This window comes from Mucilaginibacter sp. P5_A6, from assembly GCF_056400585.1.
The window spans coordinates 71,714-92,166 of sequence record NZ_JBFUKZ010000028.1 but is presented as its reverse complement, the minus strand read 5'-3'; the positions used below and the strand labels follow the sequence as shown (position 1 = coordinate 92,166).

At 40.3% G+C, this 20,453-nt stretch carries 18 protein-coding genes and 1 tRNA gene; 15 read left to right on the top strand and 4 right to left on the bottom strand.

The features are described from left to right. Positions 1-12 precede the first annotated feature (12 nt). The 13 genes from AC1DO4_RS24345 to AC1DO4_RS24285 all read left to right on the top strand — a co-directional run bounded on the left by AC1DO4_RS24345 (position 13) and on the right by AC1DO4_RS24285 (position 13,848). Positions 13-399, top strand: coding sequence for a hypothetical protein (locus AC1DO4_RS24345; RefSeq protein ID WP_477420154.1), 387 nt, complete (start codon positions 13-15; stop codon positions 397-399). Beyond that, positions 396-1,553, top strand: a complete 1,158-nt coding sequence (locus tag AC1DO4_RS24340) for a glycosyltransferase family protein (protein ID WP_477420153.1) — start codon at positions 396-398, stop codon at positions 1,551-1,553. The genes AC1DO4_RS24345 and AC1DO4_RS24340 overlap by 4 nt, the downstream gene beginning before the upstream one ends. Positions 1,554-1,563: 10 nt before the next feature. Then, on the top strand, positions 1,564-2,766 hold the full coding sequence (locus AC1DO4_RS24335; protein WP_477420152.1) for a glycosyltransferase family protein: 1,203 nt from the start codon (positions 1,564-1,566) through the stop codon (positions 2,764-2,766). Continuing rightward, a complete protein-coding gene (locus AC1DO4_RS24330; RefSeq protein WP_477420151.1) occupies positions 2,756-3,709 on the top strand; it encodes a hypothetical protein in 954 nt (317 codons plus the stop codon). The genes AC1DO4_RS24335 and AC1DO4_RS24330 overlap by 11 nt, the downstream gene beginning before the upstream one ends. A gap of 1 nt (position 3,710) precedes the next feature. Continuing rightward, the gene (locus AC1DO4_RS24325; RefSeq protein ID WP_477420150.1) at positions 3,711-4,448 is read left to right on the top strand and encodes an FkbM family methyltransferase; all 738 of its coding nucleotides are present in this window, start codon (positions 3,711-3,713) and stop codon (positions 4,446-4,448) included. Continuing rightward, positions 4,445-5,725, top strand: a complete 1,281-nt coding sequence (locus AC1DO4_RS24320; protein ID WP_477420149.1) for a glycosyltransferase family protein — start codon at positions 4,445-4,447, stop codon at positions 5,723-5,725. Before AC1DO4_RS24325 ends, AC1DO4_RS24320 begins: the two co-directional genes overlap by 4 nt. Next, positions 5,712-6,605, top strand: coding sequence for an FkbM family methyltransferase (locus tag AC1DO4_RS24315; RefSeq protein ID WP_477420148.1), 894 nt, complete (start codon positions 5,712-5,714; stop codon positions 6,603-6,605). Before AC1DO4_RS24320 ends, AC1DO4_RS24315 begins: the two co-directional genes overlap by 14 nt. A gap of 61 nt (positions 6,606-6,666) precedes the next feature. After that, positions 6,667-7,767, top strand: a complete 1,101-nt coding sequence (locus tag AC1DO4_RS24310) for a glycosyltransferase family 4 protein (RefSeq protein ID WP_477420147.1) — start codon at positions 6,667-6,669, stop codon at positions 7,765-7,767. Beyond that, the gene (locus tag AC1DO4_RS24305) at positions 7,757-9,166 is read left to right on the top strand and encodes an exosortase Y-associated Wzy-like protein (protein WP_477420146.1); all 1,410 of its coding nucleotides are present in this window, start codon (positions 7,757-7,759) and stop codon (positions 9,164-9,166) included. The genes AC1DO4_RS24310 and AC1DO4_RS24305 overlap by 11 nt, the downstream gene beginning before the upstream one ends. Beyond that, entirely contained in the window at positions 9,163-10,302 is a 1,140-nt protein-coding gene (locus AC1DO4_RS24300; protein WP_477420145.1) for an XrtY-associated glycosyltransferase XYAG1, read from the top strand. Before AC1DO4_RS24305 ends, AC1DO4_RS24300 begins: the two co-directional genes overlap by 4 nt. Beyond that, positions 10,299-11,714, top strand: a complete 1,416-nt coding sequence (gene xrtY, locus AC1DO4_RS24295) for an exosortase Y (RefSeq protein ID WP_477420144.1) — start codon at positions 10,299-10,301, stop codon at positions 11,712-11,714. The genes AC1DO4_RS24300 and xrtY overlap by 4 nt, the downstream gene beginning before the upstream one ends. Further along, the gene (locus tag AC1DO4_RS24290) at positions 11,707-12,261 is read left to right on the top strand and encodes a WcaF family extracellular polysaccharide biosynthesis acetyltransferase (RefSeq protein WP_477420143.1); all 555 of its coding nucleotides are present in this window, start codon (positions 11,707-11,709) and stop codon (positions 12,259-12,261) included. The genes xrtY and AC1DO4_RS24290 overlap by 8 nt, the downstream gene beginning before the upstream one ends. 15 nt (positions 12,262-12,276) lie before the next feature. Continuing rightward, complete coding sequence (locus AC1DO4_RS24285) at positions 12,277-13,848, top strand: hypothetical protein (RefSeq protein WP_477420142.1); 1,572 nt, start codon at positions 12,277-12,279, stop codon at positions 13,846-13,848. 80 nt (positions 13,849-13,928) lie between these two features. Here AC1DO4_RS24285 and obgE read toward each other — a convergent pair whose 3' ends face one another. From obgE to AC1DO4_RS24265, 4 genes are all read right to left on the bottom strand, one after another. Beyond that, on the bottom strand, positions 13,929-14,927 hold the full coding sequence (obgE, locus tag AC1DO4_RS24280; RefSeq protein WP_477406345.1) for a GTPase ObgE: 999 nt from the start codon (positions 14,925-14,927) through the stop codon (positions 13,929-13,931). A gap of 111 nt (positions 14,928-15,038) precedes the next feature. Continuing rightward, positions 15,039-15,611 (bottom strand): adenylate kinase, encoded by a 573-nt coding sequence (locus AC1DO4_RS24275; protein WP_477420141.1) that lies wholly within the window; start codon positions 15,609-15,611, stop codon positions 15,039-15,041. 56 nt (positions 15,612-15,667) lie between these two features. After that, positions 15,668-15,741, bottom strand: a tRNA-Arg gene (locus tag AC1DO4_RS24270). Between the two features lie 178 nt (positions 15,742-15,919). Continuing rightward, positions 15,920-16,381, bottom strand: a complete 462-nt coding sequence (locus tag AC1DO4_RS24265) for a redoxin domain-containing protein (RefSeq protein WP_477420140.1) — start codon at positions 16,379-16,381, stop codon at positions 15,920-15,922. 144 nt (positions 16,382-16,525) lie between these two features. Here AC1DO4_RS24265 and AC1DO4_RS24260 point away from each other — a divergent pair, with 144 nt between their 5' ends. Next, on the top strand, positions 16,526-17,722 hold the full coding sequence (locus AC1DO4_RS24260) for a redoxin domain-containing protein (RefSeq protein WP_477420139.1): 1,197 nt from the start codon (positions 16,526-16,528) through the stop codon (positions 17,720-17,722). A gap of 212 nt (positions 17,723-17,934) precedes the next feature. Beyond that, a complete protein-coding gene (locus AC1DO4_RS24255; protein ID WP_477420138.1) occupies positions 17,935-20,325 on the top strand; it encodes an ABC transporter permease in 2,391 nt (796 codons plus the stop codon). Positions 20,326-20,453 lie beyond the last annotated feature (128 nt).

The window sequence follows — 20,453 nt, the reverse complement described above, 5'->3', positions numbered from 1 at the left end:
CTTAAGCTATCTATGAACCTTTCTGTTGTATACAATCCCTATAAACTTATTAAAAGGTTAGCACTTGAATTAAACAGGAAACGAAGATTTGCAAAACTCCGAAACGCTCCCGGGATCAATTCTAAGCCTGGTCATCTCAATTCGCTTGAATGGCTTGAAATTATCTGCAATGGCAGATTGATAAAAGCTAATCCTGCAATATTTGATATCGGCAACAATACGGGTACCTGGACTCTGCTTGCAAAATCAATTTTGGCATCAGCTATTGTGTATACCCAATTCTTTGACATCGCCAATTACCTCGCCGGTTTTAAATTTCAGCTCTTTGCATTAGGTAACAATACACCTGTGGGTACCGAGCTAAACCAGATTGACGTTTTGTTCAAATGCCTGACATGAGGATACTACTATCGTTTTTACAGGATTTTGATACTAAACCGCATGCCATACCTGCATACCGTTTCTGGCCCTATTATATCAAAAATGGTATTGAAGAAGCCGGAATGCAATGGCTTGAAGTACCAGGGCTTGACTGGGCCGCGGGTTTAGTCCCCTACGAAAACGATCCGGCGCTGCAAAAATGGAAAGAGCAAGCCTGGGGGAAAACCTTAACTTATATTAAGGCAAACCGCCAGCACCTTGATATTTTCCTTTGCTATTTATACCCTAAACAAATTGATCTGCAGGCCATAAAACAAATAAGGGCATTAGGGATTCCTTGCATTAATTTCTATTGTGATAATGTGCGGTCGTTTACCAAATTGCCGAATGAATTTAAAGTGTTCGATCTGGTTTGGGTTCCCGAATTTGAAGCTTTGGATATGTACAAAAAAGCAGGTGCGGCCCATATCAATCTGCCTATGCCCATGTGGGTTGCCCCCCGATACCGAACCCACCCCGAACAGGAAATAAACAGCATTTCATTTATTGGTTCAAAAGATTATTTAAGGGCACAGCTTTTGGCAGATACCATTGGTAAGGGCCTGCCGGTACAGATCAGGGGAAATGACTGGGATAACTCAGCAACGCAGGTAACAACATCACCTGCATCAAATTTTTCATCCAAAATTAAAAACCAGGTAAACCTCATCCAAAATTCGGGACTCAAGGGTTTTGCAGCTTACCATCTTAAACGTTACGAAAAAGTAATACCGGCCAACGTACCCGGTGAAAACATATTTGAAAAGCCCGGTTTTGAAGAATACATGAGGCTTACCCGCGAAAGCAGCATAACCTTAGGCATAAACAGGGTGCCTACATTCCATACTTTTAATAAAAACATGTTAACCTATAGCAGGCTCCGCGACCTGGAAGCCCCCATGCTCGGCGCATGCTATTTAACTGAATATACTGCAGGTTTGCCCCATTTATATGAATTGGGCGCCGAGATTGAAACTTATACCAATGCAGATGAGTTAGTTCTCAAATGCAGGGAACTGGCAGCTTCAAAAAGCAAGCGGAAAGAATTGAGAATAAAGGGACAACAAAAAGCACTTAGTGCACATTCCATCCCTCAATCATTACAAAAAATCAAGTCCCGGCTATTTAACTAACGGTAAATCATTGCCTAAAAAAATCTGCATTATAACCCAATCACACCTCTGCCGCAACCCAAGGGTTTTAAAGGAAGCTACAACTTTGGCCTCAGCAGGTTATGAGGTTTGTATTTTAACGGGTATTATTTCGGCAGATTTGTACCAACAGGATCTTGACGCCATAAAAACCTTTCCCAATTTAAGTTTACAGGTTGTGTCTGATCTTTCGGCATCAACAATTTACTCATTTACAGATAAGCTTTTCAATAAGCTCGGCCGCTTGCTTACCCGTAATTTCAAAATAGAAACAAACTTATCGCTCGGTTATGGGGCTGTCCGTTATTATTACAAAGCTAAAGCCATTAAGGCCCATCTGTACATCTGTCACCAGGAACTGGCTACCTATATCGGCACTAAATTATTAAATGCCGACTTTAAAGTTGCTTTTGATTTTGAAGACTGGTATTCTGAAGATCTGTTACCCGATGCACGCGCCGAAAGACCAATCAATTTACTGCACCGGGCTGAATTGGTAGCCTTAAATAAAGGTGTATTTTGTATTACTACTTCAAATGCGTTGGCAAAAAAACTTTCAGCTGTTTGTGCGTGCCCAACACCACAGGTTGTATACAATGTATTTACATCACCTGGTATTCCATTTAAAAAGGAGTTTTCAAAACCTTTAAAACTGTTCTGGTTCTCCCAAACGATAGGACCAGGCAGAGGGTTGGAGCAATTCATTAAATTGTTAAGTTCAATTAAATCCCGACTCGAATTACACCTGCTTGGTAATATTGATAACCGGTATCATGAAAAACTGAATACACTGTTGCCAAAACAACACCGGCTATTTTTTCACGACACGGTTAAGGCGTATAAACTGGCTGAAAAAATTGCTGAATTTGATATAGGCCTGGCTTTGGAACTTGATACCCCCATGAGCCGTAATTATACAATTACCAATAAGTTTTTTCAGTATATCCAATCTGGCTTACCGGTTATTACCAGCGAAACCGAAGGGCAAAATGAGGCGTTTGAAATGTTTAAACCTGGCTTTAAATTGCCACAGCAACCAAGCGATACACAAATAGCAGGGCTGGAAAAATGGCTTAATGACCCTGTAGAATTACAGGCCGCCAAAAACAGGGCAATTGAAGCTTCCGCCTTTTATAATTGGGAAAATGAATCAAAAAAATTGCTCGCTTTAGTAAAAGATGCTCTTGAAAAATAAGGTTAGCCTCCAGATCAATCTTGCACCAGGCGATTATCCCCATGCAAAACACATACTAAAACACCAGTTAGATGTACTTTCTGGTCAGGTTGATGAGATTATTTTGACTGTGGATACCCGGCAAAGTAAAGGTAGATTTGCCGAGGGATGGGAAGCAAATAAAGAGCTGTTAAACCAGTTTCTTTCTGTAGAAATTGGAAGCGAATACAACGTTAAAATTGTGCCGGTTGATTATTCATCTTCAACTAAAAAACAAGTTGCCGAATACTTTTTTGGCGAAAGCAATTTACCCGATAAAGACTTCAGGGGAGGCCCGTTCTATGCCTATTTCTTCGGGATCTATATTGCTAAAAATAATTTTGTTTTCCATTTAGATTCGGATATGTTTTTAGGAGGAGGAGGCCAGGAATGGATCACGGAGGCGGAACAGTTTTTTGAAAGCGAGCCATCTTGTTTTATTATTTCCCCACTTCCCGGTCCACCCAAAAGTACCGATGTATTGATAGACCAGCATGTGGTCAATAAAATTGCTCCTTATACCTGGCAGCTAAATGGCATGAGTACCCGGATATTTATGATGGATAAAAGCAGGTTTAAATTGCACAAGCTAATATTAACCAAACCACCGGTACGTGGCCAGGTAAAAGCAATTATGGAAGGAAATTCAAACGCCGATCTGCCGGAGCATATAATATCAACATATATCAGCAAGCATAATTTAAAGCGGATAGACTTTTTAGGAACAGGCAAAGGACTTTGGTCACTGCATCCCCCCTATCGTACCAAAGGTTTTTATAATGATTTGCCAAAGCTTATTAACCGGGTAATATCAAATGACTTACCCGAAAAACAGCAGGGTTTTTATGATATAATTGATGAAGTTTGCGACTGGACACCAGCCCGGGAAAAATTAAAAAACAATCGTTGGTGGAAAAGAAAATAATATGCTAACCTTATTTAAAAAAGTATTACGCCTGGTTATACCAGAGCAAAAGGTTTGGGAAATTAAAAACCGGCAAAACATTCCTTCTATGGAGTGGAGCTTAATGAACATTAAAAGGCTTGGTTTCTACCCTGAATTTGTAATTGATGTCGGCGCTTATGATGGTGAATGGACACAAATGATTAAGGTTATCTTTCCATCGGCAAAAGTTTTAATGCTCGAAGCTCAACAGGACAAGGCGGCTGTTTTAAAAGCCATCACCCAAAAATTACCTGATACTTATTTCCATATTGATTTGCTGGGTGCAGAAAGCGGTAAACAGGTTACCTTCAATGTAAATTCAACCGTAAGCAGTGTTCTGGAGGAATATAAGCCCAACAATTTCAAAAAAGACCTGCGCGGCTTGCAAACACTTGATAACGTTATTGAAAACTATAGCAAATTAGGTCCTCCGGATTTTATCAAATTGGATGTGCAGGGCTATGAGCTTGAAGTGCTAAAAGGCTTTTCAAAAAATTTGGACCATGTGCAATTTGTACTTTGCGAGGTATCATTGATAGAAATAAACAAAGGCTGCCCCTTAATTTCTGATGTTATCAGGTTTATGGATGATGCTGGTTTTACCACTTATGATATCTGCTCCTTTATCAGGCGGCCGCTCGACAGGGCTTTGTGGCAAACGGATATACTGTTCATTAAAAAAACTCACCTGCTAAATCAAAATAAATATTGGGATTGAAAAAGCTGCTCATCATTTCACCCTACTTCCCCCCCGTAAACGGCGCTGATATGCAAAGGGTACGCATGAGTTTGCCTTATTTTGCAGCCAATGGCTGGGAGGCCGAAGTAGTGATGGTTGATGAAAAGTATGCTGATCTGGATATAGACGAGCTGTTAATGCAGAGTGTACCGGCGAATACAAAGATCCATAAAGTTAAAGCTTTCAAAAAGCAATTCACCTCTAAATTAGGGCTGGGCAGCATCGCTTTACGCTCGTTATGGTTTTACAAACAAAAGGTAAACCAACTTTTAAAAGCTCAAGAATTTGACCTTATTTATTTTTCCACCACCCAATTCCCGGTTTGTATTTTAGGGGCCTACTGGAAAAAACGTTTCGGGGTGCCTTATGTGATCGATATGCAGGATCCATGGTTTTCTGATTACTACCAGGATAAACCGAAAGCCCAACGGCCGCCCAAATATTGGTTCTCGTATCGCCTTAACAAATACCTGGAGCCAATAGCAATAAACAATGTGGATGGCTTGATCAGTGTATCTGATGGTTACATCAGCGATTTGAAAAACAGATATCCTGAAATTAAAACCATACCTGCTGCTACCATAACTTTTGGGGCATTTGAACCGGATACGCAGATAGCCGGGGCAAATAAAAAAACATTCGATAACCTACTTACAGAGGGCTCAGTCAACATAGTTTATATAGGCCGTGGCGGGGCAGATATGCATAAAGCCATAACACCTTTATTTAAAGCGTTTAAAACAGCATTACAAAATGGCAATGAGGCTTTTAAATCGTTAAAATTTTATTTTATCGGCACAAGTTACGCYCCAAATGGCAAGGGCAATCCAACTATACTTCCACTTGCCAAACAGTATGGTGTAGGGGGCCAGGTGTGTGAAATTACCAATCGCATTAGCTATTACCATACGCTGGCTACCTTGCAACAGGCTGATGCTCTTTTTATACCAGGGTCTGATGATCCTAAATACACCGCTTCAAAAATATATCCATACCTGCTAACTCAAAAACCAATATTGGCTGTTTTTAACCCGGCAAGTTCAGCAATAAGTATCATGAAGGAATATGGAGTTAAACATGCTTATGATTATAATACCATATCAGATGCAAATATTAACGCGTTCTTATCAGCGTTGCTTAATGGCAATACCGAACTGCCCCAATATCACGCCGTAGCTGTAAATAAATATTCGGCAAAGCAAATGACCGCAAACCAATGCAAACTTTTTGATAACGTTATCAGTGGAAAAAATTAAAAGAACGTTTGGCTTTATATTTAACCACAGTTTAGGTAAAAGGCATCCGGTTAAAGTACTCACGCGGTTTTTGTGGTGGCAAATCCAAAGCAGCTTAAGGCCGTCAAAGCTAATTGTAAAGCCCTATTTAGCAGGAATAAATTTTTATGCCCGCAAGGGCTTAACCGGTATTACCGGCAATATTTATACCGGCCTACATGAATTTAATGATATGGCCTTTTTACTGCACTTTTTAAGGCCCAAGGATGTTTTTTTTGATATTGGCGCCAACGTAGGTTCCTACACTTTATTGGCATCCGGGGTATGTAAGGCCAAAACCATCGCCATTGAGGCATCTGCAAATACTGCGGTTATTACCAATAAAAACATCGGCTTAAATCAACTTCAGGATAAAGCTACTTTAATTAGCGCTGCTGCCGGGGCAAAAGCGGGCATACTTACATTTTCAAAAAACGAGGATACCACCAATCATATCATCAGCCCGAATGAGTCCCAAAATACCGAGATAGAAACAGTAGCTGTGATCAGCATAGATTCACTTACCGTAAATGATAAACCCGCATTAATAAAAATTGACGTGGAAGGTTTTGAAACCGAAGTATTGAAAGGGATGAATAATACTTTAAAACAGGATTCGCTTAAAGCTATTATCATCGAACTTAATGGCAGCGGCATGCGTTATGGATTTAATGAAGAGCGTATCCATCAGTTACTCCTGGCAAATGGGTTTAAACCTTACCAGTATGATGCTTTTAAGAGGGATTTAAATTTGATTTCCTCATTCGGTAATTATAATACCATTTACTGCAGGGATCCCGACTATATTAATGCCCGCTTAAAAACTGCCAAAGGATTTAAAATTATGGGCGAAACCATCTGATATGCGCCTGGCCATTATAACCACCCATCCCATCCAATATTACGCTCCGGTTTTTAAACTAATGAATAAACGGCAAGGGATTGAGATTAAAGTATTTTATACCTGGGGCGAGAAAGCTCAGGAAAAATTTGATCCCGGTTTTGGAAAAACTGTATCCTGGGATTTGCCGCTGATGGATGGCTATCCATACGAGTGGGTGAAAAACATTTCTACCAACCCAGGTTCACATCATTTTAAGGGTATAGTTAACCCCGAACTTAATTATCAAATAAAAGCCTGGCGGGCCGATGCAATATTGATTTACGGCTGGGCTTATGACAGCCATTTAAAAGCAATAAGGCATTTCAAAAATAAATTGCCGGTTTATTTCAGAGGCGATTCAACTTTGCTTGATGCTCAAACCGGATTTAACGCTTTATTAAGGTCTGTTTTTTTAAGATGGGTGTATCATCATATTGATCATGTATTTTATGTAGGCAGCAATAGCAAAGCCTATTTTAAAAAATATGGTTTAAAAGAACAGCAGCTTAGTTTTGCCCCCCATGCTATAGACAATGAAAGATTTGCAGCAGATAGCGCTATTGAAGCCGGTAAACTAAGACAAAGCCTGGGCATTAATGCCGGTGATACATTGATATTATTTGCGGGGAAGCTTGAAGAAAAAAAATCACCTCAATTATTGCTGGATGCTTTTTTAACTTTGAACATGCCAAACACGCATTTACTGTTTGTTGGTAATGGTATTTTAGAAATTTCACTAAAAACCAATGCCGGGAAAAACAACAATGTTCATTTTATGGGATTCCGGAATCAATCATTAATGCCTGCAGTATACCAGTCCTGCGATTTATTTTGCCTGCCCTCAAAAGGACCTGGCGAAACCTGGGGGCTAGCAGTAAATGAAGCTATGGCCGCAGGTAAGCCTGTACTGGTTTCTGATAAATGCGGCTGCGCTATTGATTTGGTAATACCCCGCTCTACCGGAGAAATATTTGTAGCCGGAAATCTCACAGATATCACCACAAAACTAAGCGTGCTTGTTAATGATAAAACAACGCTGAAGGTTTTAGGCAACAATGCAAAAGATAAAATAGCCTCATGGAGCTTTAATAACCAGGCTGATGCTATTTTAAACATTATAAATAATAACGATGCAAAGTAAACAGGCGCCTGTAGAACGCATCCTGGTATTATTCATCCCCTGGGTATTAGCTGCTTTGCTGAAGAGTGACTATGAATTATCATACATAATCGCCTGGCTTGGATCATTCCTGATATTTTTTCTGACGTTAACTGGTTGGGTTAAGCCCTTGCCTGATGACAGGAGTGTTGCCGAACAATTAATGCGACCAATTTTTTTAGTACAGATAATTTTTGCCGGATATATGGCCTGCACCTCTATATTCTATTTCATGGATGTATTAGGGTATCAAAACTTTGAAAAAGTAAGCACTACGTTAGTTGACCAAAACAGGCTGCAGTTGACGGCGCAATGCCAGCGGTATTACTGTTTAGGGCACGCGGCCTTTATCTCGGGCGTTTTGATCTTTATGGATTATTCGGCAAAATCCAAGTATCATATTCCAAAAGATAAACTGGCAAACTTATTAATGATGTTTGCTATTTTCAGTTTCCCTGCTTCCATATTGTTTATTAAAATTCCTGGTTTATCACAATTTGCCAATCAGTTCAGTTCATTGAGTTTTATTGCTGGTACATTAGCTCTTGCATTTGCTATACCACTTAAAAAAATTGGTAATACATTAATTTGTGTTTGCTTTTACTTTTTTAACTTTTACCAGGCCCTCGTATCTGGTTTTAAAGAACCCATTATTATAAGTGTTTTGGTTTTGGGTATTTTCCTTTACCCAAACTATAAAAAGTTGGTGGCGGGTATTTTCATCCCCCTGTTACTTCTTCTATTTATGTTTTTGCCTACTTATAACCGCATATTCAGGCAAAATGCATGGTCGGGTGAGACATCCGCAGATGAAGCCAGCCAGCTTGCACTTGATGCAGCATTAGGAAATGATTCCGGAGGTGAAGACAATTCAAACTGGGGCTTCCTTGCTTTCAGGTTAAGCGAGATTGACATGTTTATAAAGTTTACGCAATCAACACCAAAAAACGTCGATTTTTATGGCACAAAATTGATTAAGCAATCGGGCATGGCCATTATTCCACGTATTTTTTGGCCAGGCAAACCAAGTACCGAGGATTTGATCATGGAACGTGTTTATGATGCCGGTGTGGTAAACAGGGCGTCAACCGTATCAGCAAAGCCGGCTTTTGTTGTTGATGCATACCTCACTTACGGAACCGTGGGGGTATTTTTATTCATGTTTATTTATGGGGCAGTAGCACAGCTGATCTCTGTTAAAGCTGAAAAACTTTTTGGCGGGTATATTTTAGGAACGGCCCTCGTGTTTAGCGGGCTATTCCAGGTCATGTGGCGCGGCCTCAGCTTTGAGTTCCTGGTCAATAGCGTATTTTGGAGTTACATCAGTATGCTGCTTATCCATAAAATACTTGTAACGTCTAATATATTAAAAGAGGTTTGAGAATTTTACAGATTTCGCCCTCATACAAACCAGCCTATATTTATGGCGGGCCAATTATGTCTGTAGCTATGCTTTGCGAACAGCTTGTAAAGAGTAGCAACGCTATAAGTATGTACGTAACCACAGCTAACGGACCTCACGAACTCGAGGTAATCCCTAATCAATCGGTGATGGTTGATGGTGTAAGCGTTACCTATTTTAAGCGTATTACTAAAGACCATAGCCATTTTTCTCCCGCATTGCTAAAAGCAGTTTGGAAAAACTCCCGGGCCTATGATTTGGTGCATGTACATGCCTGGTGGAACCTGGTTTCGGTATTATCCTGCCTTATTGCAGTAATCAGGGGGGTGCCTGTTTTAGTTTCAACAAGGGGTACGTTGAGCCCTTATTCGTTTCAAAATAAAAACCAGGGCATCAAATCAATCATTCATAATTTATTGGGGCGGCCGGTATTAACGCGTTGCCATATCCACGCAACATCTCCAAGAGAAAGCGATTCGGTTAACTGTATTATTAATCCCAAAAGTACTACCATAATACCCAATTTTGTAAAACTCCCTCTTTTTCACTCATCTTCTCAAGCCTCGATTTCGTCGCCAATTAAACTGATCTTCCTTTCAAGGATCGAAGAAAAAAAAGGGCTGGATATCCTGCTTAATGCCCTCGGGATGGTTAATGCCCCTTTTCAACTTACCATTGCCGGCAATGGCAATGAACAATATGTTGAAAGTTTAAAATCATTGGCTATAATTAATGGTATTGCCGATAAAATAACATGGGCCGGCTTTATTAATGAAGATAAGTTTAAAATACTACAACAGCATGATTTGTTTATATTACCATCGTACGATGAAAATTTTGGCAACGCGGTAATTGAAAGCCTGAGTGTGGGCACCCCTGTTTTGATCAGCGGGGAAGTTGGATTAGCTGACTACGTAAGTAAAAACAATTTGGGTTGGCTTTGCAAAACAACCGCAGCATCTGTTGCCGAAGCGATTGATAAAATTGCAAACATGCAAAGTGAACTTTTAAGCATCAGGAAAAGTGCACCCGATATTATTTACAATGATTTTAGCACCGATAGCTTAGTTGAAAAATATATAGGTTTGTACAATAAAATAAGCAAGCAGCATTGATCCCGGTATACGCATTCATCATTCTTACTTACAATGAAGAGCAGCACCTGCCGCGTTTGCTGGCTTCCATCAGTGGGTTGAATGCACCTGTTTTTATTTTGGATTCGGGCAGTGATGATGCCACTATCGCGATAGCAAAAAAGGCTGGAGCAACAATCTTGCAGCACGCTTTCGAGAATCATCCTAAACAATGGGATTTCGCACTTAAAAACTTCGATATTAAAACCCCCTGGATCATTTGTTTGGATGCCGACCAGGTTGTTACCCCAGAATTGAAGGAGAAGCTGATCAATTTTAAAGAAGATGAGTACAGCGATGTTAATGGGATTTATTTCAATCGTAAAAATTTTTTTAAAGGCCGCTGGATAAAACATGGCGGTTATTATCCTTTTTACCTGCTTAAAATGATCAGGTACGGGGTTGGCTATTCTGATTTGAACGAGAATATGGATCACAGGTTTATTGTTCCCGGCAAAACCGAAGTATGGAAGAATGGTTATATCCTGGAAGAAAACCTAAAGGAAAATAACATCAGTTTTTGGATAGCCAAACATAACCGGTACAGCGATCTGCTGGCCCAGGAAGAGGTAGAGCGAATGCAAAACATGCGGCAACAAACTATTAAGCCGTCATTATTCGGCTCGCCGGATGAGCGTACAGCCTGGCTAAAGCAGCTCTGGTGGCAACTGCCTCGCTATGCAAGGCCCATGCTTTACTTTATGTACCGCATGATATTTCAATTAGGCATACTGGAAGGGCGCATTGGGGTAATATTTCATTTTTTACAAGGGTTTTGGTTTAGGCTGATTGTTGATGTTAAAATTGACGAGATTCTGAAAAGCAAGCAAAAAACGACACAGACAAATCAAACCAACATTTCTCCATTCAAATTTGTATTTACATTTCTACTCCTGTTCCTGCTGTTCTATTATTTTAATATTTTGTTTTTTGGCATCACAAGCCCTGGCAGTCACTATTATAGTTTTTTGGCTGATTATTTAAACTTTATACAAGGGCTGCGATGGGTATTGTTAAGCGTTAGTGCACAGGTGCTCGGCTGGCTTGGTTTCACAGCAATACATAATGGCACCGAATTATTGGTAGCCGGCAAGGGTACCATCGTATTGGTATATTCCTGCCTTGGGCTTGGTTTAATCAGTTTCTTTTCGGCATTTGTAATAGCTTATCCCAAAAGGCTGAAACAAAAAATGATCTTTTTGATTGCTGGTATTTTAAGCATCGAACTCCTAAATGTTATTCGTTTTGTGCTTTTAGCTTTGTTCTGGAACAAAAAAGCTAACCAGATAGTTGATCATCATACCATTTTTAATCTCACTTTGTACATCATCATCATGATAACCCTGTACTTTTGGGTAAAGCAAAATGACAAGGCAAAAAATAAACATGCTTAAAACCAACCTTTCCGCCTATAATAACTACCCTTTCCATCCCGGTGGAAATGCGATAAAAAGGCTTTTATGGTTTTATGTGAACGCCATCTTTTTTAAGACCAGTATTATCCCTTCCAGTAGCTTTAAGGTATTTTTATTGCGGATATTTGGCGCGAGGATTGGCAAAAACGTAACTATTAAACCCTGTGTAAATATCAAATACCCCTGGTTCCTGCAAATAGGTGATGAAACCTGGATAGGCGAAAATGTATGGATCGATTGCCTGGTGATGATTAACATTGGGGCCAATGTATGTCTTTCGCAAGGGGCTATATTGCTCACCGGGAGTCACAACTATAAAAAAACATCCTTCGACCTGATAACCAAAGGGATCATTTTAGAAGACGGTGTTTGGATAGGTGCGGGGGCCATAGTCAACCTCGGTATCACGGCGGCAAGTCATTCGGTACTTACCAGCGGCTCTGTGGCAACAAAAAACCTGCAGGCTTACGGCGTTTACCAGGGAAACCCCGCTATAAAGATCCGCGAACGCGAGATCGGCTCATAAAATACTTCAAAATATATGATATTAAAAAAATCACAAACCCATCGAAATATCCTGATAGCATTAGGTGTAATTGTATTGGTAATGGGTGTAATGATATTTATTGCTCCTACGGCTATCTTCCCTGACCCAAGCTGGGGTTTCCAGGTTTTGCAAAAAATGCAGGCTGGTGGGGGCTTTAATATGGCAACCAAACCAGATCCGGCCGACATCAGTAAAAACTATACCGAATTTTTATCATGGTGGTCGCCGGGACAGTATTTGGTTCCTTACCTTTTTAAATCTGTTTTTGGTATTAATACCGGGCAGGCATCGGCAATTACCATTACCGTATTTAGTTTATTGGGAATAGCCGGATTTTATGTCTTTTTTAAAAAAGCAGGATTCTCCCAGCTTCTGGCAGCGGTTAGCGTGCTGGTAATTGTAATTMAACAGGCTTTTTTTATTCCTTACGTTTTTTATAATGGTGGCGAAGTTTTACTTTTTGGCTTTATTGGGTGGTTCCTGTATGGTTGTATAAGCTTTGATAAAACCACCTGGAAACTTGCACTCTTCCTGCTGCTTTCGGGATGGATAGGTTTTTTCTGCAAATCATCCTTTTTGTGGATGTATGCTGCGGGTTGTTTGTATATCTGGATCAAGCTATCCCAAAAGCAATTAAATTTAATGGTGTGGATTAAGAACGGAGCCTGGGTTGGCATTCCTGTTATAATATCAATAGGTACTATTATTATTTGCTACCTGTCTAAGGGGGCAAACCCTGCATCAGGCTCATCAGGGTTATTGCTAAACTGGGAAACCTTTAGCTTCCCGCTGGCCTCCCCTATTTTAGCCGGTTTCTCTTTAGATGATATGGTAAACGGGCTACTGGTTCACAGTAATGCATCTATACTCAGCCCTTTATGGTCGTTAATTGTACTGTTATTAGCTGCCGCATTAAGTATATTGCTCATTATTAATATTATCCGAGTTGTACCGAATAAGAACTATACCCTATTGCTTTTTATTTTTTATGTGCTTTCGGTGCTGTTTTTTGGTTATAGCTTTTTGCGACAGGCAAATATTTCGTACGAAGCAAGGCATTTTAGGATCATAGGTTTATTGGTAACACCGGGAGTGGTTTACCTGGCAAGCCGGTGGAAACAACCTTTTAAAATAGCGTTCACCATTGTATGCCTGTTTATTGCATTCTGGAGCATCCGGTATTTTGTACCCAGCTACCATCAAAATAAAACATTAAACGCGAAGGGGACATCAGGTATAGCGCAACTATTTATAGATCAGCAATCGCTTGATTATATTATGGATCTGGATAGAAAAACAAAGAATGCGCTATTCGTTTTCATAAGCCCCGACCTTGGCCTGGAGATTAACCATAACCGTTATATCATCTTAGATCCTATCGATTCGGATATCAAAATTGAATATGACAGCTATGTACACTATGGCCATGCCGGACCAATCTACATCCTGCTCCCGGCAAGTTACATGGGGCCAAAATCAAACATTATACGTAAATGCTTCCCAGGTTACAAGGGTTTCCGTATGGATATGCTGAGTAATAAATACGTACTGTATTCGGCTAAGTAAGTATAGTTTTATTGCAAAAAAAAGAAGTTTTAATCACTTTTAAACAGGTTTTATTTACAAATATCAAACCCGTTTAAATTTTACTTATTTATCTCGGCCCAAAGCAGGTCTTTCAATCCCATCAGGTTTTTTTGTGCCACTGATGAAATGAATATCGAAGGAATACCTTCCGGTAATTCGTTTTGCATTTCTGCCTGCAGTTCATCATCCAGCAGGTCTGTTTTGGTAACTGCTAACACGCGGGGCTTATGCATCAATTCGGCATTGTACTCCTGCAGTTCGTTCAATAGTATTTCGTATTCCTCTTTGATGGTACGGGTGGTATCTGCAGGTACCATAAATAACAATACCGAGTTACGCTCGATGTGCCTCAAAAACCTGAACCCTAAACCCTTTCCCTGCGAAGCCCCTTCTATAATCCCCGGAATATCGGCCATCACGAACGACCGGTTATCACGATAAGATACAATGCCCAGGTTAGGTACTAATGTGGTAAAGGCATAATCAGCAATCTCTGGCTTGGCAGCAGATACAACCGATAGCAGTGTTGATTTACCTGCGTTAGGGAAGCCAACCAAACCAACATCGGCCAGTATTTTAAGTTCAAGTACGTTCCAGTCCTCTTTGCCGTCTTCGCCGGGTTGGGCAAAGCGGGGAGTTTGCTGGGTTGGCGTTTTAAAATGCCAGTTACCTAAACCGCCACGACCGCCCGGAGTTAATATTTTAGTTTCGCCATCCTGGGTTATCTCGAAGATGATTTCCCCGGTTTCGGCATTTTTAATGGTTGTACCAAGTGGCACTTCCAGTATCTCATCCCTGCCGGTTTTACCGCTCCGTAATGAACTCCCACCCGAATCGCCATCTCCGGCAATTACGTGCTTGCGGTATTTAAGGTGCAGCATGGTCCACAATTGGGCATTGCCTTTTACGATCACGTGACCGCCGCGACCGCCGTCGCCGCCATCAGGACCGCCTTTTGAAGTTAATATATCACGATGTAAATGCGCAGAACCCGCCCCTCCGTGGCCACTCCGGCAACAGATCTTCACATAATCAACAAAATTGGAACCTTGCGACATAGTTTTTATTTTTTTTGTCGGAAAGTCTGAAAGTCAKTAAAGTCCGGAAGTTTAAGAATTTTAACGCTCTTAACTTTCGGACTTTACTGACTTTCGGACTTTCCCGACTCCTTAATACGCTTCAATAACTTCACCTATCTGACCAAAAATATGGTCGATAGGGCCGATACCGTGTACGCTTTTAAATTTATCCTGGTTTTTATAGAAATCGGCAACAGGGGCCGTTTTATCATTATACTCTTTAATACGCTTACGGATCACCTCTGGATTGGCGTCATCAGGCCTGCCGGATGCTTTACCCCGCTGCAATAAACGCTGCTCCAGTTCATCATCATCTACCTCAAGCGCTATCATACCAGATATGGCATCACCTTTACTGGTCAAAAGCTCATCTAAAGCTTCGGCCTGTGCAACGGTACGCGGGAAACCATCAAAAATAAAACCTTTTGCATCCTTGTTGGCATCCAGCTTATTGCTGATCATACCTATAACAACCTCATCCGGAACCAACATTCCCTCGTCCATCAGCTTCTTAGCTTCTAACCCAAGTGCTGTTCCCTGCGAAATTTCGCCTCGTAAAAGGTCACCTGTTGATAAATGGATCAATCCATGTTTTTCAATAAGCTTTTGCGACTGAGTCCCTTTCCCGGCTCCGGGAGGACCAAACAATACCAGGTTTAGCATGCTCGTAATAAATTAAAAGCCTTTCGGTACAACACAGAAAGGCTTAACGTTATGGGTGCACTTGAAGGGAGTCGAACCCCTAACCTCCTGATCCGTAGTCAGGTGCTCTATCCAATTGAGCTACAAGTGCATTATTTCATCTATCCACACAAAACCGGGTAATCTCCCACTTATGGTGCTTTTTGAAACGGAATGCAAAGATAGGATTTTATATTACCGATGCAAAAATTTTATAAAAAAGTTTATTAAACAACAAAGTTTAACTGCCCTATGCCTGGCTTTGTAATCAACAACCTGGTCATTTAAAACTACTTTACAACTGCTGCAATTGCCTCAAAATTTGGCAAATCGGTAGCTGCTTCCAAAACTTCGGCATAAATGATGTTCTGTTCCTCATCAATTACAAAAGCGGCACGTTTAGATACCCCTTTTAAACCCATCACAAAATCAGCATATATAGCCCCGTAAGCGGTGGATACTTCTTTATTAAAATCAGACAACAAGTCGAACTGGTAATTATTTTCTTCCTTAAACTTAGCCAATGTAAAAGGCGAATCAACCGAGATCCCTAATATAGTGGCGTTTAAGCCATCATAATAGCCAAAGCTATCGCGCATGGTACATAACTGTGTAGTGCAAACACCTGTAAATGCTAACGGGAAAAAGTGCAGCACTACTTTACGGCCCCTAAAATCGGCCAGTGATGAGCTTTGCAATGATGATGATACTAATGTAAATTGTGGTGCCGCCTGGCCTTCTTGTAATAACATGTTTGATTTATTTTATAAATGCAAATGAATAACAATAAAACTAAAATCAGCATAATTGAAACGTCAAAATATTAGCTTTTTAAATACAATTCAGCATTGCAAACGCTAATAATATGCGTTAAATTTAGTGGCTGAACCTACTTAATGAAATATAAATTATACATCTCCTTGTTACTCATGTTATTTAGCTATATAGCTTATGGGCAGGAAAAAAAGGCTACAAATAATTTCATATTAAAAGGCACCACTACAGACCCTAAAACGCATGCTGTATGGTTAACGTACTCCATCGGCAAACAACAAAGGATAAAACGTAAGGCCTACGTAAAAAATGGTTCTTTTTCCTTTAATGGCTTTATCCCAAGTCCGCTTTATGCCGAACTTTACTTTAACAGCAAGCCGCTTTCAAATCATGATTGGGGCATTAATGAAGTATTTTTAAGTCCTGGGAATATAACCATTAGGCTCACCGGCGATAGCACCACTAATGCGTTAATTACCGGATCGGATATGCATGATGATTGGAGCAAATTAGAAAAGCAGAAAAAGCTGGCTAAACAGTTAAAAATTGCTTTGTATGGCAAGATAAATGAGTACAGATCATCGGATAAAAATTCTAAAAATCAACAAAGCTCTAATAAAGTAACGAACAGCCTTGATTTGCTGGAAAATGCAATGCGACAACTTGACTATCAATTCGCAAGTACGCATCCATCCTCGTATCTAAGTGCATACTTAACCAATTATTATTTTGATGGCATGGAAGATCTGTCGCTTGACTCCACCACCACTTTTTACAACTCATTTACCGATTCGGTAAAAAACAGTGTTGCCGGCAGACTTTTATACGCCAACATTTTAAAACATAAAAGTTCGGCGAGGGGAGCCAAAGCACCATTATTTATAGGAAAAGATATGCAAGGAAAAATACTTAACCTTAAATCGTTCAAAAATAAAAAATATGTAATTCTCTATTTTTGGGCAAGTTTCTGTTTTCCAGAAAAAGCTGAAGCCCCCTTTTTAAACCGGCTATATAAAAAATACCATACCAAAGGGCTGGAAATAATAGGTTTATCGATGGATGGCATTGATACTCCCTGGAAAAACTCTATAGCTAAAAGCAAGATGAATATGTGGCACAATGTGTTGATAGAAAGCGCAGATTTAAAAAGCAAATACAACATCGACGGCATGCCTCCGTCAATTTTAATATTAGTTGACAAAAAGGGAGAGATCATAGGCAGGTATATGGGCGATCATCAAGCGTGGAACACAAGAGGTGATAGTGATGGCAATATAGATATGCTGGAAACGAAGCTTGTCGAAACCATGGGTAAGTAATACTATCTATTTGGCCGATTCCTGTCTACTTGTAGTTTTAACTTTATTTAACAATCAGTTTTACAAAGCATTACATAGCTTAGTGATACATAAAAAGCACCCCACTTTTCACGTTGTTTAATCAGCAATAACTAAATGATTAGTTATTTTATTCTCAATTCTTGACTAACTAAATATTTAGTTATAGCTTTAGGGTATCAATCCCATAAGTTATGATCAGGAATTATCTGAAGATCGCTCTGCGTACCCTTTTAAAAAACAAAGGTTTTACATTCATCAATATTTTAGGATTAGCATTGGGCCTGGCTGTTTGCCTGCTCATTGTGCTTTACGTAGTTGATGAATTAAGTTATGACAGGCACAATACTAAATATGAAAGGATTTACCGGGTAAACAGCGATTTAAAATATGGAGGTGTTTTAACTTCCTTTGCCATTGTTGCCCCGCCTGTTGCCGATGCTTTAAAAACCAATTTCCCCGAAGTGGAAAATGCAGTAAGGATCTCTCCCGCTTTAAATATCCGCTTTAAAAAAGGAACAGAGGAAATTGCCGAAGACAAAGTACTATACTGTGATCCTACCTTATTTGCTGTATTTACCCTGCCCATGATTGATGGCGATCCCAAAACGGCCTTAAATGACCCTAATGCCATTGTGATTACCGCATCGGCGGCAAAAAAGTATTTTAACAAAACTGCCGTTGTGGGGCAAACGCTTACCATAAATAACGATAGCATCCCCCACAAAATAACCGGGGTTATTAAAGATATGCCTGCACAATCGCACTTTACTGCCGGCTTCTTTTTATCTATCCTATCACAGGAATCATCCCGCGATAAAACTTTTAATCATTTTAGTTTCAGCACCTATGTATTGCTTAAACCCGGTGCAGATTATCAACAGCTTGAAGCTAAGCTCCCGCCCTTAACCAGGCAATGGCTCAGCAGCAGTATGAATATAGATAAGTTTGAAAAAGGCGGCAATTATATCAGGCTAAATTTAACGCCGCTAAAGAACATTCACCTGCAATCCAATCGTCAACGGGAGTTGGCTCCCAATAGTAATATCCAGTACATCTATATTTTTTCGGCCATAGCGATATTCATACTGGTATTGGCCTGCATTAATTTCATGAACCTCTCAACGGCCCGGTCTTCCAACCGCGCCCGCGAAGTTGGGGTACGCAAAGTACTGGGTTCATCGCGCGGGGCTTTAATAACGCAATTCCTATCCGAGTCGTTTATAGTTACCCTTACGGCCACAATCATTGCTGTATTGGCGGCATGGGTGCTATTACCATTATTTAACCAGTTAGCCGGCAAGCAGATAATCATAACAAGTCAGATTTTTACCTGGTTGCTGCCGGCGTTGGGCATCATTGTTATTATTGTTGGTTTGCTTTCTGGCTCATACCCGGCTTTCTTTCTTTCAGCTTTTCACCCTGTTGATGTTTTAAAGGGCAAAATATCCACAGGCTTTAAGGGCGGTAAGCTGCGTAGTTTTTTGGTTGTATTCCAATTTTCGATATCTATCTTTTTAATCATTGGCACCATGGTTGTTTACAACCAGCTGCAATATATTCAAAATAAAGATCTTGGCTTTAACCGCGACCAGCTACTATTGGTTAAAAACGTGAACGCTTTAAATGATTCACAGACCTTAAAACAGCAGATGAAGCAATTACCTGGTGTTGTTGATGCTACCCTGAGTGCCTACTACCCTACCAACACTACCCATTTCCCTAACAGCGTTACAAGCGAACGTAAAAGCGGCTTGCTTACCGAATATTGGTCTGTTGATGAAGATTACCTGCATACCTTGGGCATGCAGGTATTAATAGGCCGCGGTTTTTCAAACCAATTCGCATCMGATTCATTGGCCATGGTAATTAATCAAACGGCCGCCACCATGCTGGGCTTTAATAACGATGCTTTAAACCAAACCTTAAGCGTAGGCAATGGAGCCAATGCCAGGAAATATCATATAATAGGTGTAGTAAAAGATTTTAACTTTAGCTCATTAAGGGATAATATCAGTCCGCTGGTTATGGTCATGAACCAGGATTGGAGGCAATGGCTTTGTATAAAAGTGAACACTAAAAACCTGCCTGCATTTTTAAACCAGGCTAAAAATGAATGGAAAAAACTTGCCCCCAACCAGCAATTTGAATACTCATTTATGGATGCCGATTTTGATGCCTTATATCACACCGAGCAGCGCATGGGCAGCTTGTTTGTTGTATTTACCTCGTTAGCCATCATCATAGCCTGCCTGGGCCTCTTCGGCCTTGCCGCCTACGCTGCAGAACAGCGCAACCGCGAAATTGGGATTCGTAAAATATTGGGTGCAGGGGTATCCACTTTAGTTACCATGCTATCAAAGGATTTTATTAAACTGGTTTTAATTTCCATAGTGATTGCAACGCCTTTGGCCTGGCTGGTGATGCAAAAATGGTTACAGGGATATGCATACAGGCAAAACATCCAGTGGTGGGTATTTGTAGTTACAGCTTTTACAGCGGTGGTGATTGCTTTTATCACTATCAGCTTCCAATCTATAAAAGCGGCCATGGCTAACCCCGTTAAAAGTTTAAGAAGCGAATAATCTGTCGCTTTACCGGTTCATTAGTGATTCCTCCTCACCAACATATAGAGCAGGTTGCCTGGCATAAAATACCATGACGGCACAACAGATATATGTCCTGTTGACAAATAAAAACGCTGTTAAATAAA